A 14,069-nucleotide genomic window follows, 5' to 3' on the forward strand; every position below is an offset into this window, starting at 1 on the left:
TTTTCCTCCTATTCCAGAACCATTTTCAAAAAACGTCCTGTATGACTTTTTTGGCAGGCAGCAACTTTTTCTGGTGTACCTGATACAACAATTGTACCACCATTATCGCCACCTTCCAATCCTAAATCAATAATATGATCAGCAACTTTAATCACATCCAGATTATGTTCAATCACAATCACAGTATCGCCCTGATCAACAATACGATTTAAAACTTCAATTAAACGTGCCACATCATGACTATGTAAACCAGTCGTTGGTTCATCTAAAATATAGACCGTTTTTCCTGTAGCTTTCTTTTGTAATTCACTAGCCAGTTTGACACGCTGTGCTTCACCACCGGACAATGTTGTTGCACTTTGTCCTAATTTAATATAACCTAACCCTACATCATAGATTGTTTGTAATTTAGAACGAATACGAGGTAAATTATCAAAGAAAGACAATGAATCCTCAATCGTCATTTCCAAAACATCGTAGATTGTTTTATCCTTATATGTAACTTGTAAAGTTTCTTCATTATAACGCTTACCACCACATTCCTCACATGGAACATAGACATCTGGTAAAAAGTGCATACTGATACGTTTGACCCCGTCACCTTGACAAGCTTCACAACGCCCACCTTTCACATTGAAAGAAAAACGTCCTTTATCATATCCACGCATTTTGGCTTCCGGTGTCTTCGCAAATAATTCACGAATATCATCAAAGACCCCTGTATAAGTGACTGGATTGGAACGTGGTGTACGTCCAATAGGATCTTGTGACACTTCAATCACTTTATCAACATTTTCCAGTCCTAATATTTCTCTATGTTTACCGGGCTTTTCTTTAGAATGATACAATTTGGCACGCATCGCTTTACATAAAATCTCATTAACCAATGTTGACTTTCCACTTCCTGAAACACCTGTCACACAAACAAATTTTCCTAATGGAAATTTCACATTGATATTCTTCAAATTATTTTCCTTAGCCCCTTTGACTTCTACAAATAAGCCATTTCCTTTACGACGTTTTTTAGGAACTGGAATCTTATATTCACCAGAAAGATATTTTCCAGTAATAGAATTGGGATTCTTCATCACTTCTTCTGGGGTTCCAGCAGCCACAACTTCTCCACCATGAACACCTGCTCCCGGACCAATATCAATAATATAATCAGAAGCACGCATCGTATCTTCATCATGTTCAACAACAATCACACTGTTACCTAAATCACGCATATTGCAAAGCGTTTTAATTAACTTTTCATTATCCCTCTGATGTAAACCAATTGATGGTTCATCTAAAACATAAAGAACACCTGTTAAACGTGAACCAATCTGTGTTGCTAAACGAATACGTTGCGCTTCTCCTCCAGACAAACCACCTGCTCGTCTGGATAAAGTCAAATATCCTAAACCGACATCATTTAAGAAAGTCAAGCGATCTTTGATTTCTTTGATGATTAATCTGGCAATATTTGTTTCCGTTTCATTCAGTTTTAAGTTCTGTACAAAGTCCAAAGCTTTTTCAATGGACATATCTGTAAATTCACTGATGTTTAAACCACCTACCTGAACACTTAAAACCTGTTCATTTAAACGTTTACCTTGACATGTCGGACAAGTATGTTCAGCCATAAATGACGCATACCATTCTTTAGACCATGACGATGTTGTTTCTTCATAACGTCTTTGAATCAATGTTTTCACACCTTCAATAGGTTTGGTTGTTTTAGAAACATTACCTGAACTTGATTGTAATGTATATGTAATAGGTTTATCAGAACCATATAAAATAATATCTAATTCTTTCTTACTAAAATCTTTAAGTGGTTTATCTAAATCAATATGATATTCTCGACATAAAACCAGAAATCTCTGCCATTCAATACGATCAGTTCCTACTGATGTCTTAAAATAACGAATACCACCTTGATTAATACTTAATGACCAGTCTGGAATCAATAAATCATTATCAACTTCATTTTTCACACCAATTCCTTTACAATCTGGACAAGCACCTAAAGGGTTATTAAAAGAAAATAAACGTGGTTCTAATTTAGGAACACTAAATCCACAATAAGGACAAGCCAAATGTTGAGAAAAAAGCTTTTCTGTTTTTTCATTCAAGTTTTCAACAATTACTTCTCCCCCTGTTAATTTTAATCCTGTTTCTAAAGAATCAGCCAAACGTGAACGATATCCTTCTTTTTTAATAATACGATCCACCACAACATCAATATTATGTTTTTTATTTTTATCCAAAACAATATCTTCATCTAAAAGACGCATTTCTCCATCCACTTTGACACGCAAAAATCCATCTTTAACAAGCTGTTCAAATAAATCCTTATGCGTTCCTTTTTGATTACGACACATTCTTGCCAAAACTTGTAATTTTGTGCCATCTTCATACTGATCAATGGTATCTACCATCTGCTTAATCGTCTGTGATTCAATCAAAACATGATGAGTTGGACAATAAGCATGACCAACTCTGGCATAAAGGAGTCTTAAATAATCAAAAATCTCTGTCACCGTTCCAACTGTTGAACGTGGATTGTTAGAAGTTGTTTTCTGATCAATCGCAATGGCAGGAGATAAACCATCAATACTATCGACATCCGGTTTTTCAATTCCACCTAAAAATTGTCTGGCATAGGCACTTAAAGATTCTACATAGCGTCTTTGTCCTTCGGCATAAATCGTATCAAAGGCTAAAGAGGTTTTTCCACTCCCTGATAATCCCGTCATAATTACCAATTGATCACGTGGAATTTCAACATTTATATTTTTTAAATTATTTACTCTTGCACCTTTGATAATAATTTTATCTTTGTTCATACTTTTTCAAACTCCTTAATATCTTTTCCTTACTATAACCCTGTAACTGTAAATTATAAGCTTCTTCCAGCATATCTTTAAAACATTGATGATTATGGAAACCATATTCAATCAAATCATGACCATCTATCAAAGCAGGTATCGCCTGGCACCCTAAGCGCTGTTGTTTATCCTGAATAAAAGTCCAAAAAGCATCATATTGTTCTTGGGCAACTTTTCCTCTACCTAACTTATCACAACAGCTGATATAAATCAAATCATTCATTGAAACTTTCCCATCAATTTTCTTTAATAACCTTAAATAAGATATATCTCTGGCTTGATGACGTGACATATTCATTAAATGCATATGATACATAATCATTGTTGAAATATATTGTCTTTCTTTTTTAGAAGTAATCAAAGGCACACCATGAAAAACTTGAACACCTGCTTCATTATGTAATGGCGCATGACCATCACTTGTTGTGACAAGTGGCTTACCAATATCATGTAATAAACATGCCCACATAAACCATAAAGGATGATCAGTTTTTTGCTTGACATGACTAGCTACATCAATGACTAGCATGGTATGCGTAAAGACATCACCTTCAGGATGATAATCTAAGCGTTGATGCGTTGTTGTGAGGGCTTGTAAATAAGGTGGTAAGGCCCCGATTTCTTTTAAAAACTGAAATCCAAGTGAAGGCATGTCTGTCATAAGGATTTGACAATATTCTTGATAAATTCTTTCAACAGACAAATGATCTAACATATGTTGAGAAACCATTTGTCGACAAAGCTCTTTAGTTTGGCTATCGACTTGAAATTGTAGCTTTGCGACAAAACGAGCCACTCTTAAAACACGTAATGGATCTTCAATAAAACGTGAAGCATCAACACAACGGATGATATGATGTTTGATATCATCTAAACCATGACATAAATCAATAATCTTTTTTTGTTGATAATCATACATTAAAGCATTAATCGTTAAATCACGTCTTAAAATGGCTTTTTCTATTGGTAAATTTTGATCAATCATTGTTTCAAAATCTTGATGTTTGACACCTGTTTTCTTTTCTTGACGTGGTAAAGCAAAATCATAATGAGGTAAAGTATCCAATTGAACAATCGCAAAAGACTGACCAAAAGTATTGACTTGCCCATATTTTTGTAAAATATCACAAAGTTGTTGATATGAAATATGATAAACTTCTACATCTATATCATGAAGATCCTGACATCCCAGGACATCATCACGCACTGATCCGCCTACAATATAAACTTGACCACCATGACTTATAATATCATCAAAAACAGTTTTTGCGAGAACATCTATTTTCATGATTTTTCACCTTTAAGTTCTAAAATAATATCTCTTAATTCCATTGCACGTTCAAAGTCAAGAACTTTCGCCGCTTCTTTCATTTCTTTTTCTAAATCATCAATCAATTTCTTTTTCGCCTGTTTTGTCGCTTTCTTACCTTTTTGAAGCAACGATGAAGCTTCCTCCATTGTTTCCTTTCCTTGAATCAAATCATGAATTTCCTTATGAATTGTTTGTGGAATAATATGATGTTCCTTATTATAAGCTTCTTGAATCTGACGACGACGATTGGTTTCATCAATTGCTTTTTGCATAGATTCTGTTATATGATCTCCATACATAATAACCTTTCCATTCGCATTTCTAGCCGCACGACCAATCGTCTGAATCAAAGAACGTTCACTTCTTAAAAAACCTTCTTTATCAGCATCCAAAATACAGACAAGTGAAACTTCTGGCAAATCTAAACCTTCTCTTAATAAGTTGATACCTACTAAAACATCATATTTACCAAGTCTTAAATCTCTTAGAATTTCCGTTCTTTCTAAAGTCTTCGTATCTGAATGTAAATAAGCCACCTTTAACCCTACTTCTTTTAAATAGGCACTTAAATCCTCAGCCATACGTTTTGTCAGTGTTGTAATAAGCACACGTTCATTTTTTTCAATACGTTCATGAATTTCATCAATCAAATCATCAATCTGATTTTTTGTTGGACGAACATCAATAATTGGATCTAATAATCCTGTTGGTCGAATAATCTGTTCAGCATATTCTCCATGAGTTTTTTCTAATTCATAATCACCCGGTGTTGCTGAAACATAGATGACTTGATGAATAATATCTTCAAATTCTTCAAAGCGCAATGGTCGATTATCCAAAGCACTTGGTAAACGAAAACCATATTCAACCAACGTTTCTTTTCGACTGCGATCCCCATTAAACATCCCTCTCACCTGTGGTAACATCACATGACTCTCATCAATAATCATCAAGAAATCATCTGGAAAATAATCAATCAGTGTATAAGGTCGCTGTCCTGCCAGACGTCCATCAATATGACGAGAATAGTTTTCAATACCGGGACACATTCCTACTTCTCTTAACATCTCAATATCATGTCTGGTACGTTGATCAAGACGTTCATATTCCAAAGGTTTCATCGCATCTTTAAAATATTGTAGACGCTCCTTTAATTCCTCTGAAATCGTGTCACAGGCGCGTAACATCTGTTCTTTTTTCGTCACATAACCATATGCTGGATAAATCGTATATGTTTTATAACGTCCTAAAACCTTTCCTGTTAAAGGATCAACCTCACTGATTCCTTCTACTTCATCCCCAAACAGTTCAATACGAATCAACCAGCTTTCTGTATGTCCGGGTACAATTTCAATAACATCTCCACGTACTCTGAAAGTTCCTTTAGACTGTTCAATATCATTTCTTTGATATTGACGATCAACAAGATAAGTCAACAGTTCACGACGATCAATCTCTTGTCCTACACGTAAAGAAAAAATCATTTCACGATATTGTTCTGGATTTCCCAATCCATAAATTGAAGCCACTGAAGCCACAACAATGGTATCCCTTCTTTCTAACAAAGAATTCATTGCTGCGGAACGTAACATTTCAATTTCATAATTTGTCTTTGCATTTTTATCAATATAAGTATCACTTTTAGGAATATAAGCCTCTGGCTGATAAAAATCGAAATTAGAAACAAAATACTCTACACGATTTTCCGGAAAAAACTCTTTCAATTCCGAATACAGCTGCCCTGCCAAAGTTTTATTATGAGCCAGAACCAGTGTCGGTTTATTCACCTGTGCAATCACATTAGAAACGGTAAAAGTTTTTCCCGTTCCTGTTCCCCCTAATAAAACCTGTTCTTTTTTACCAGCTCGTATACCTTCGACAAGTTGCTTAATAGCTGTAGGCTGATCTCCCATTGGAGAGTACTGCGAAACCAATTTAAATTTTTCCATTCTTATCACCTCCTATTGAATCAATTGATTCATTTTTTGTAAATAAGCATCCTCTTTTTCTTGATATAAATGATAAGTTAAAGCACTCAATAAAATAAATCGGTCATTGGTAGAATACACACCATCCTGTGTTAAATGATAATCTTTTTCAAATGCCTGTAAGGCTTTTGTTGTTTGTTTTGAAAAATATCCATCCTGCCGTTCTACAGGATACCCTAATGCTTTCAACATTTCTTGCATATATTGAATATTATCATCAACATCATCATATTGATAAGATGTTGTCATTTCACCAAAATGAAAATCTTGAATACTTGTTGTACTAACCTCATAATCCGGTTTTAACCCTGTTCCATTAATCCATGTCCCATGTGGTGTCAACCATTTTTCATGAGTATATTTTAAAACTGCTGATTGAGAGAGAGTCACCTGTGTTTGCGCAACCCCTTTTCCATAAGTTGTTTCCCCAACCAGAAGATAACCCAAGTTTTCCTTTAATCCAGCACTCAATACTTCTGAAGCACTTGCTGTTTGATCATTGACAAATATATAACCCTGTTCAAAAACATATTTTTCCCGACTTGTCGCTTTATATTCTTTACTCTCTCCATCCTTATCTTCCAAAGAGAAAAGAATCTGCCCTTTAGGTATAAACAAGTCTAAAATTTCTTGTGCCGCATTTAAATAACCACCACTATTATCTCTTAAATCAATAATGATTTTTTCAACATTCTGTGCCTTCATCTCCTGCAAAATCTTTTCTATATTTTCACTTATATTCTCACCAAAAGTCACAATACGCAAATAACCAACTGATTGATGATTGATTGTCATAATGGAAGAAGCAACAGAAGTATCCACATTTTGGCGAACTGCTGTCACTTCATGAATTTTTCCATTTCTCAACAAACGTAACTTGACTTGACTCTGCTTTTCCCCTTGAATCATTTCTTTGACTTTATCAGAACTATATCCTGCAATAGATGTTCCTTCAATATGAGTGATGATATCACCACTTAAAATTCCTGCTTTTTTAGCAGGTGTATCTTGATAAACATCTAAAACAATAGCCCCATCATCAACCATTGTAAAAGTAATACCAATACCTTCAAATGTCCCATTAATAGATGCATTTAAAGATTGTGATTGTTCTAATGATAAATAAGAAGAATAAGGATCTCCTAAAGCTAAAACCATACCACTTAGCATACGTTCCTGCAAACTCATTTTGGAATCACTGGTATCCAAAAAATCACTTTCAATAATTTGAGCAATTTCATTATAAATATCACTCTCATCGTGATGATAACTCATTTGAAAGCCATGTATAAAATAGCCAGCAACTCCACCTATCATTAAACATATGATACACATAAGAACACATATAGGTCCTTTTTTTAATCTTGTTTTCTTTTTTTGATCATACTCAAACTGAAAATCATCCATATTTCCACCTCATTTTCTTATTCTACCATAGATTCATCATTTTTTTAACTCACAAGCCACTATTTTCTTGAAACAAAGAAAAGCAATCCTAAGACTGCTTCTTTAAAAAATTTTGAATACATTGTTGTGTTTCATCACTAATAATATGTTCAATACGACAAGCATCATCTTCAGCTTGTTTATCGCTTACACCAATAGAAATCAAAAAAGCCGTTAAAATCTGATGACGATTATATACTTTTTCTGCAATACGACGTCCTTCATCAGTAAAATCAATATATCCCTTATCATCTACAACAATCAATTGAGATTCTTTTAAAAATTTGATTGCACGTGATACGCTTGGTTTAGAAAAATCCATGGTATGTGCAATATCAATAGAACGGACATATTCATTTTGTTTCTTTAAAATTAAAATCGTTTCTAAATACATTTCACCTGATTCATGCAAGTCCATTTTTGTCACCTCATATCAATTTATATCATTATAGCACAACTCATCAGCCTAATGCTACATCTAATATCATCATGATAACAAAACCAATCGCAAAGCCAATTGTCGCAATATTTGAATGTGTACCTTGTGAACCTTCAGGAATCAGCTCTTCTACAACGACATATGCCATTGCGCCAGCGGAAAAAGATAACAGATAAGGCAAGATCGGCACAAAAAACTGTGACAGGACAATCGTTAATATAGCGCCCATAGGTTCAACAATACCTGATAAAGTACCATACATAAAGGCTTTTCCTTTAGACACTCCTTCACTTTTTAACGGCATAGAAATAATAGCCCCTTCTGGAAAATTCTGTATCGCAATACCCAATGATAAGGCAATTGCTCCAGCAATAGAAACATCACTATTTCCCATCAAGGCTCCTGCAAAAACAACTCCAACTGCCATCCCTTCAGGAAAATTATGCATTGTGACTGCTAAAATTAACATTGTTGTACGTTGCAAGTGAGATTTCTTTCCTTCTACCTGATGATCCAAATGCATATGTGGAATAGTACGATCTAAAAATAATAGAAAGAAAATTCCCAATAAAAAACCAACTGCCGCAGGTATAAAAGATAATTTTCCTAAACTTGCTGACATATCTAAAGCTGGAATCAAAAGTGACCAGACTGAAGCAGCAATCATCACTCCAGAAGCAAATCCCAGCAGAACTTTTTGAACACGATTATCCATTTTTTGTTTCATAAAGAAAACACAGGCCGCACCTAATGTTGTCCCAATAAATGGGATCATAATACCAATCAAAACAGATGTATTCATGTTTTAACACCTCTTTTCTTTAGGCATTATCTTACTATATATCATTTTATCTTTCAAAATATATGATAAAAAATATCTGACATACATTTGTTAAAAGACTCAAATCATCTTTTGACATAAAAAAATCTTGGGAATACAATGTACTCCCAAGAAGTTTCTAAATTATTTAGTTAATTCAGCGAAATATTTAATAGTTCTAACCATGTTAGAAGTATAAGAATTTTCGTTGTCATACCAAGCAACAGTTTGAACTTCAGTAGTTCCGTTATCTAATGCTTTAACCATAGTTTGAGTTGCATCAAATAATGAACCATAAGTCATTCCAATAATATCTGAAGATACTAATGGTTCTTCAGTGTATCCAAATGATGGAGTTACAGCTGCTTTCATAGCTTCGTTAACTTGTTCTACAGTAACTTCACCTTCAACAACTGAAGTTAAGATAGTTGTAGATCCTGTAGGAACAGGTACACGTTGAGCAGAACCGATTAATTTTCCATTTAATTCAGGGATAACTAAACCGATAGCTTTAGCAGCTCCAGTTGAGTTAGGCACGATATTGACTGCAGCAGCACGTGCTCTTCTTAAGTCACCTTTTCTATGAGGTCCATCTAATACCATTTGGTCACCAGTATAAGCATGTACTGTTAACATGATACCAGATTTGATTGGTGCTAATTTGTTTAATGCGTTAGCCATAGGTGCTAAACAGTTAGTTGTACAAGATGCAGCTGAAATGATTGTATCATCAGCAGTTAATGTTCCTTCGTTTACACCAAATACAACAGTTGGTAAATCATTTCCAGCTGGTGCAGAAATAACAACTTTTTTAGCTCCTGCATCAATATGAGCTTGAGATTTAGCTTTAGAAGTATAGAAACCTGTACATTCTAATACTACATCTACTCCTAATTCTCCCCAAGGTAATTTAGAAGCATCTGCTTCTTTGTAGATTTCGATTTCTTTTCCATCTACTACGATTGAAGATTCTTTAGCTTCTACTGTATCAGCTAAAGCATATTTACCTTGAGCTGAATCATATTTTAATAAATGTGCTAACATTTTAGGATCTGTTAAGTCGTTGATTGCAACTACTTCATATCCTTCAGCTCCAAACATTTGTCTGAATGCTAGACGTCCAATACGTCCAAAACCGTTAATTGCTACTTTTACTGCCATTTTTATGACATCCTCCTTACTAATAATTTATGTCTATATTATAGTCCACAAACCCAAATAAATCAATAAAAGTTGTACGCTTTATATAAATTTTTTCACAAGAGCGAAAATCTTTTCTTGTTTTTTAACTTTGCTTAACTCTGTATTAACACAAGAAAAAATCAATTTTCTATGAATAATCCAACACAAATTTCTCTATAATGAATTATGGAGGTAACTTTATGCATTTTATACCCACAGTGATATTAAAAAAGAATTCTAAGGAGTATGCCTATGATATTTTTTCCAGATTGCTGGAAGATCGTATTATTATGCTTTGCGGTGAAATCAATGATGAAATGGCCAGTTCTATTGTTAGTCAGCTGTTATATTTAGAATCCCTTGATCAACAGGCTGATATTGATATGTATATTCATTCACCAGGTGGTAGTGTATCAGCTGGATTAGCCATTTTTGATACAATGAACTTTATCAAATGTGATGTGTCAACAATTAGTATTGGTTTAGCAGCAAGTATGGGTGCTTTTTTATTAGCAGCTGGAAAAAAAGGAAAACGTTATGCTTTAGAAAATAGTGAAATCATGATTCATCAACCACTAGGTGGAGCACAAGGTCAAGCCAGTGATATAGAAATTTCTACACGTCATATCTTAAAACAAAAAGACAAATTAAACCGTCTGCTATCGCAAATGACATCTCAATCCTTACGTCGTATCAAAAAAGATACTGATCGTGATTATTTCATGAATGCTTATGATGCTTTAGAATACGGTTTGATTGATGAAGTTTTAAAAAACAATCAAAGTGTTTCACTTTGATTGTTTTTTAATAGAATAGATAAATATCCTTCTCCCATATGCATTTGTTGAATAGGTAAAGCTATTTGATATTGAATTTGATTGTCTTGAAAGATTATATGTGAATCTTTCAAGAATGATTTCAAAAAACTTATAATTGGAAATTGTAAAAACAGGTATTCTATTTTGCCATGAATATTTTTAAAAATAAAACTTTGATTTTCATATTGTATTTGAAAATCACAAACAACATCTACATGATATTGATTATACAATAGAACAGCATTCATCAATAGTTTTTCATCAGCTAATTTGATATGCATTTCCTGCATCACAATATCATATTTTTTAAAAACATCTTTTAAAACAAACGATAACCCTGTTTGTACTTCTTCTTCATTTAAAATCACTTTATCACCCCTACATACTATGCAGGGAATTAAAAAATATGTGTTGCATCTAAAACAGGATACTGACCAAAAAGATCAAAAGCTTGAAAATATTGATTTTCAAGTGGTATCCACTTATTGATAAACATCTCTATTTTTTCTGGATTTCGCTTTAACAAACGTTCTTTTTGTGTATCGGCTGATATTTTTAACACAACTGCATGAGTATAATAAGACTGCAGACTGGGATGCAAAGCATAGCTACCCTCAACAATACAAAAAGGGCAATAAGATTTATGTTCACTCTTTTTCAAAGTCATCGCTTGACAATCAAAGGGCTGATAATCAACATCCTGCTGACAAGAAAGAGGCTTTAAAACAGTTTCTAAAAAACGCTCATAATGAACATTTCCGCCCGATTGCTGTAATCTTTCAGGTGTACGCATTTCTAATGGCAAAAAGAAATCATCCATATGAAAAACTTGCGCATGAAATTTCTGTGCCAAATGATGAGCTAAAGTTGTTTTCCCACTTCCACTCATGCCATCAATAGCTAGTAGAAATGACGATTGTTGAGATAAATCATGAATAAGTTCTTCTAATGTCATTAAATATCCTCCTTTTGATTTTGAGCTTTAACTAATATAAAAGTAGAGAATAAAACAAGAATACAACCAATAATCTTTAATAATGTTAAACTTTCATTCAACCAGACAACCCCCACAACAATGCTTGTGATAGGTTCTAATGTCGATAAAATAGCTGTCAAAGAAGCCCCTAAACAATAAATACCTTTTTGAAGTAAAACAACACCAACTAAAGATGTTAAAACTGCCACAACTCCCGAAAGAATATACGCTTGGATGGGTAATATTGTTATACGTCCAAGTAAGAAAGCCAAAATAAAAATAACAATGGAATTCATCAAAACAAGATAAAAATTAAAAACATACGGACTCATATAACGAATCGAAGAATGGTCCATTCCTACCATATAGTATGCAAAAAAGACACCGGATAAAATTGCTAATAAAGCGCCCATCAAGGATGATGAAGATGAGTCCATAAAACAAAAGATTCCAATAATAGCTAAGACCAGACAACATAATTGTTGTTTATTTAATTTTTGATGATACAAAACAAAATTCATACAAACAACAAAAAGTGGATATAAAAAATGTAAAACCGTAGCACTTCCTACACCAATATATTCATAAGAAGAATATAACATCACAATTGTTAATGTATTACCAAAAAAAACCTACTTTAAAAACATCCAGCCATTGTGATTTATTTAATCGAAAAGATTGCCCTTGATAAACCACAATAATAAAAAAGAGTGGCAATACAAAAAGATGTCTTAAAAAAGCCAGTTGAACACCATTATTCCCCATTGCATAAGTTAATTTTCCAACTGCTGGTGTGATGCCAAATAAAATCGTCGCAATCATTGTAAAAATGATTCCTTTTTGTTTAGTATTCATTAAATAACTCCTTTATTTTGTCTAAATCATGAGTATATGTGAGAGCTAACATCAATAAAACTCTCGCTTTTTGTGGTGTTAATGTATTACCCGGAATACAACAGTGATGGGGATCAAAAACCTCATCATCAAAAACAATTCCTTGTGAAACTCGTGAACAACGTACAAATATAATACCTCGCTTTGATAAGTCCTCAATAGCATGTAACCAGTCTTGACTGTAATTTCCACTTCCTGAACCCGTTAAAATGATTCCCTGATGATTCAAAGCCAAAGAATAAAGAATTTCATGACTTGCACCCGCATAAAAGTAAGCAATTCCTACTGCTGGTAAATCATGATAATCAAATGATGAGAATAAGGAATGTATGGTGTGCTTTTTAAATGTTTTAGAAAAGAAATGAACCTCATGATCTTGCATATAGCCTAAACATCCGAAAGCTTTTTGTTCAAAAGCATCGACTTTATAGTTATTCACCTTTTGGATATCTCTACCAGAAAATATTGTACTTGAAAAAAGTCCCATAACACCTTGATTTCTTGCTTCATCATGAGCAGCCAGACAAACAGCCTGATATAAATTATAAGGTCCATCTGCACTAGTCGCTGTAGCTGGTCGCATCGCCCCTGTAACAACAACAGGTTTAGATGTATGTAAAGTTAAGGTTAAAAAATAAGCCGTTTCATCTAAAGTATCTGTTCCATGAGTGACAACGATACCATCAATATCATCTTGTCTTACAAGTTCATTAATTTTTTGAGATAAAACAAGCCATCGCTGTGGTGTCATTTCATTACTATCAACATTCATTAACTGATATTCTTTAATATGTGCAACTTGATTCAACATGGGAATGGATTGAATAATTTCATTGACATCCATTTCACCTGCATGATAGGCAACAGCTTTTCCTATCTGTCCCCTACCAGCAATTGTTCCTCCTGTTGCTACAATTGCAATTGTTTTCATATTTCCTTCACCCATTGCACATTTTAGCATTTTCTTTTTCATGAAACAACAAAAAAAGCCACCAAACGTGGCTATTCAATCTCCTTAAGTAAATAACTTTGATCTAACAGAGGTTTAAAACTTAAACATGTTTTTTGACTTGTTTTTTGTGAAATCTCTGATAACAAAATAGGAGTATACTCATCATTTAAGACAGTATGAGGATTATCTTTGATTAAATGTAAAATAATCTTTAAATCACCATCTTCAATCACAATATCATGACGATGACAAAGATTCTTTAAAATCTTTAAAGTCATCTGTTGTAGACGATGGTTCAAGCGATAAAAATTCATCATAAGCATTCCTCCTTTTGACGTATATTACAAAATTCTTATATACTTTTCT

General features: G+C 33.6%; 14 protein-coding genes. 1 reads left to right on the forward strand and 13 read right to left on the reverse strand.

The genetic code is table 11. From position 1 onward, the window contains the following. Positions 1-8: 8 nt before the first annotated feature. The 7 genes from uvrA to gap form a co-directional block, all read right to left on the reverse strand. Positions 9-2,834 carry an excinuclease ABC subunit UvrA gene (uvrA, locus tag KEC48_RS08110; RefSeq protein ID WP_205089275.1) on the reverse strand — a complete coding sequence of 942 codons (2,826 nt, stop codon included), beginning with the start codon at positions 2,832-2,834 and terminating at the stop codon, positions 9-11. Beyond that, complete coding sequence (locus tag KEC48_RS08115; RefSeq protein WP_211965304.1) at positions 2,821-4,164, reverse strand: HD domain-containing protein; 1,344 nt, start codon at positions 4,162-4,164, stop codon at positions 2,821-2,823. Before KEC48_RS08115 ends, uvrA begins: the two co-directional genes overlap by 14 nt. Next, positions 4,161-6,137 carry an excinuclease ABC subunit UvrB gene (uvrB, locus tag KEC48_RS08120; RefSeq protein ID WP_087358135.1) on the reverse strand — a complete coding sequence of 659 codons (1,977 nt, stop codon included), beginning with the start codon at positions 6,135-6,137 and terminating at the stop codon, positions 4,161-4,163. Before uvrB ends, KEC48_RS08115 begins: the two co-directional genes overlap by 4 nt. A 12-nt stretch (positions 6,138-6,149) precedes the next feature. Beyond that, positions 6,150-7,583, reverse strand: coding sequence for a S41 family peptidase (locus KEC48_RS08125; protein ID WP_211965305.1), 1,434 nt, complete (start codon positions 7,581-7,583; stop codon positions 6,150-6,152). 88 nt (positions 7,584-7,671) lie between these two features. Continuing rightward, positions 7,672-8,040 carry a metal-dependent transcriptional regulator gene (locus KEC48_RS08130; RefSeq protein WP_211965306.1) on the reverse strand — a complete coding sequence of 123 codons (369 nt, stop codon included), beginning with the start codon at positions 8,038-8,040 and terminating at the stop codon, positions 7,672-7,674. A gap of 43 nt (positions 8,041-8,083) precedes the next feature. Further along, positions 8,084-8,863 carry a ZIP family metal transporter gene (locus KEC48_RS08135; RefSeq protein WP_087358132.1) on the reverse strand — a complete coding sequence of 260 codons (780 nt, stop codon included), beginning with the start codon at positions 8,861-8,863 and terminating at the stop codon, positions 8,084-8,086. A 162-nt stretch (positions 8,864-9,025) separates the two neighbouring features. After that, positions 9,026-10,042: a type I glyceraldehyde-3-phosphate dehydrogenase gene (gene gap, locus KEC48_RS08140; RefSeq protein WP_087358131.1), complete on the reverse strand. Its 1,017-nt coding sequence runs from the start codon at positions 10,040-10,042 to the stop codon at positions 9,026-9,028. A 221-nt stretch (positions 10,043-10,263) separates the two neighbouring features. Here gap and KEC48_RS08145 point away from each other — a divergent pair, with 221 nt between their 5' ends. Further along, positions 10,264-10,860 (forward strand): ATP-dependent Clp protease proteolytic subunit, encoded by a 597-nt coding sequence (locus KEC48_RS08145; protein ID WP_211965308.1) that lies wholly within the window; start codon positions 10,264-10,266, stop codon positions 10,858-10,860. On the opposite strand, the gene KEC48_RS08150 is transcribed toward KEC48_RS08145, so the two are convergent. From KEC48_RS08150 to KEC48_RS08175, 6 genes are read right to left on the reverse strand one after another with little or no spacing between them, the layout of a single operon-like run. Further along, on the reverse strand, positions 10,842-11,249 hold the full coding sequence (locus tag KEC48_RS08150) for a hypothetical protein (protein ID WP_211965309.1): 408 nt from the start codon (positions 11,247-11,249) through the stop codon (positions 10,842-10,844). The genes KEC48_RS08145 and KEC48_RS08150 overlap by 19 nt on opposite strands. Positions 11,250-11,278: 29 nt before the next feature. Then, entirely contained in the window at positions 11,279-11,836 is a 558-nt protein-coding gene (locus KEC48_RS08155; RefSeq protein WP_087358128.1) for a hypothetical protein, read from the reverse strand. Continuing rightward, on the reverse strand, positions 11,836-12,459 hold the full coding sequence (locus KEC48_RS08160) for a DMT family transporter (RefSeq protein WP_211965310.1): 624 nt from the start codon (positions 12,457-12,459) through the stop codon (positions 11,836-11,838). The genes KEC48_RS08155 and KEC48_RS08160 overlap by 1 nt, the downstream gene beginning before the upstream one ends. 16 nt (positions 12,460-12,475) lie before the next feature. Then, positions 12,476-12,712 carry an EamA family transporter gene (locus KEC48_RS08165; RefSeq protein WP_211965311.1) on the reverse strand — a complete coding sequence of 79 codons (237 nt, stop codon included), beginning with the start codon at positions 12,710-12,712 and terminating at the stop codon, positions 12,476-12,478. Further along, the gene (locus tag KEC48_RS08170; RefSeq protein WP_249191423.1) at positions 12,702-13,724 is read right to left on the reverse strand and encodes an asparaginase; all 1,023 of its coding nucleotides are present in this window, start codon (positions 13,722-13,724) and stop codon (positions 12,702-12,704) included. The genes KEC48_RS08165 and KEC48_RS08170 overlap by 11 nt, the downstream gene beginning before the upstream one ends. Positions 13,725-13,753: 29 nt before the next feature. After that, the gene (locus KEC48_RS08175; protein WP_087358126.1) at positions 13,754-14,020 is read right to left on the reverse strand and encodes a DUF2624 family protein; all 267 of its coding nucleotides are present in this window, start codon (positions 14,018-14,020) and stop codon (positions 13,754-13,756) included. Positions 14,021-14,069: the final 49 nt, after the last annotated feature.

The sequence above is a fragment of the Clostridium sp. C1 genome, from assembly GCF_018223625.1.
In the GTDB taxonomy this organism is placed as follows: Bacteria; Bacillota_I; Bacilli_A; order Erysipelotrichales; family Coprobacillaceae; genus Allocoprobacillus.

Bases quoted from the DNA above. Each gene is read 5' to 3' on its own strand.
- uvrA (WP_205089275.1), bottom strand. From the start codon at position 2,834: ATGAACAAAGATAAAATTATTATCAAAGGTGCAAGAGTAAATAATTTA.
- KEC48_RS08115 (WP_211965304.1), bottom strand. From the start codon at position 4,164: ATGAAAATAGATGTTCTCGCAAAAACTGTTTTTGATGATATTATAAGT.
- uvrB (WP_087358135.1), bottom strand. From the start codon at position 6,137: ATGGAAAAATTTAAATTGGTTTCGCAGTACTCTCCAATGGGAGATCAG.
- KEC48_RS08125 (WP_211965305.1), bottom strand. From the start codon at position 7,583: ATGGATGATTTTCAGTTTGAGTATGATCAAAAAAAGAAAACAAGATTA.
- KEC48_RS08130 (WP_211965306.1), bottom strand. From the start codon at position 8,040: ATGGACTTGCATGAATCAGGTGAAATGTATTTAGAAACGATTTTAATT.
- KEC48_RS08135 (WP_087358132.1), bottom strand. From the start codon at position 8,863: ATGAATACATCTGTTTTGATTGGTATTATGATCCCATTTATTGGGACA.
- gap (WP_087358131.1), bottom strand. From the start codon at position 10,042: ATGGCAGTAAAAGTAGCAATTAACGGTTTTGGACGTATTGGACGTCTA.
- KEC48_RS08145 (WP_211965308.1), top strand. From the start codon at position 10,264: ATGCATTTTATACCCACAGTGATATTAAAAAAGAATTCTAAGGAGTAT.
- KEC48_RS08155 (WP_087358128.1), bottom strand. From the start codon at position 11,836: ATGACATTAGAAGAACTTATTCATGATTTATCTCAACAATCGTCATTT.
- KEC48_RS08160 (WP_211965310.1), bottom strand. From the start codon at position 12,459: ATGTTATATTCTTCTTATGAATATATTGGTGTAGGAAGTGCTACGGTT.
- KEC48_RS08165 (WP_211965311.1), bottom strand. From the start codon at position 12,712: ATGAATACTAAACAAAAAGGAATCATTTTTACAATGATTGCGACGATT.
- KEC48_RS08170 (WP_249191423.1), bottom strand. From the start codon at position 13,724: ATGAAAAAGAAAATGCTAAAATGTGCAATGGGTGAAGGAAATATGAAA.
- KEC48_RS08175 (WP_087358126.1), bottom strand. From the start codon at position 14,020: ATGATGAATTTTTATCGCTTGAACCATCGTCTACAACAGATGACTTTA.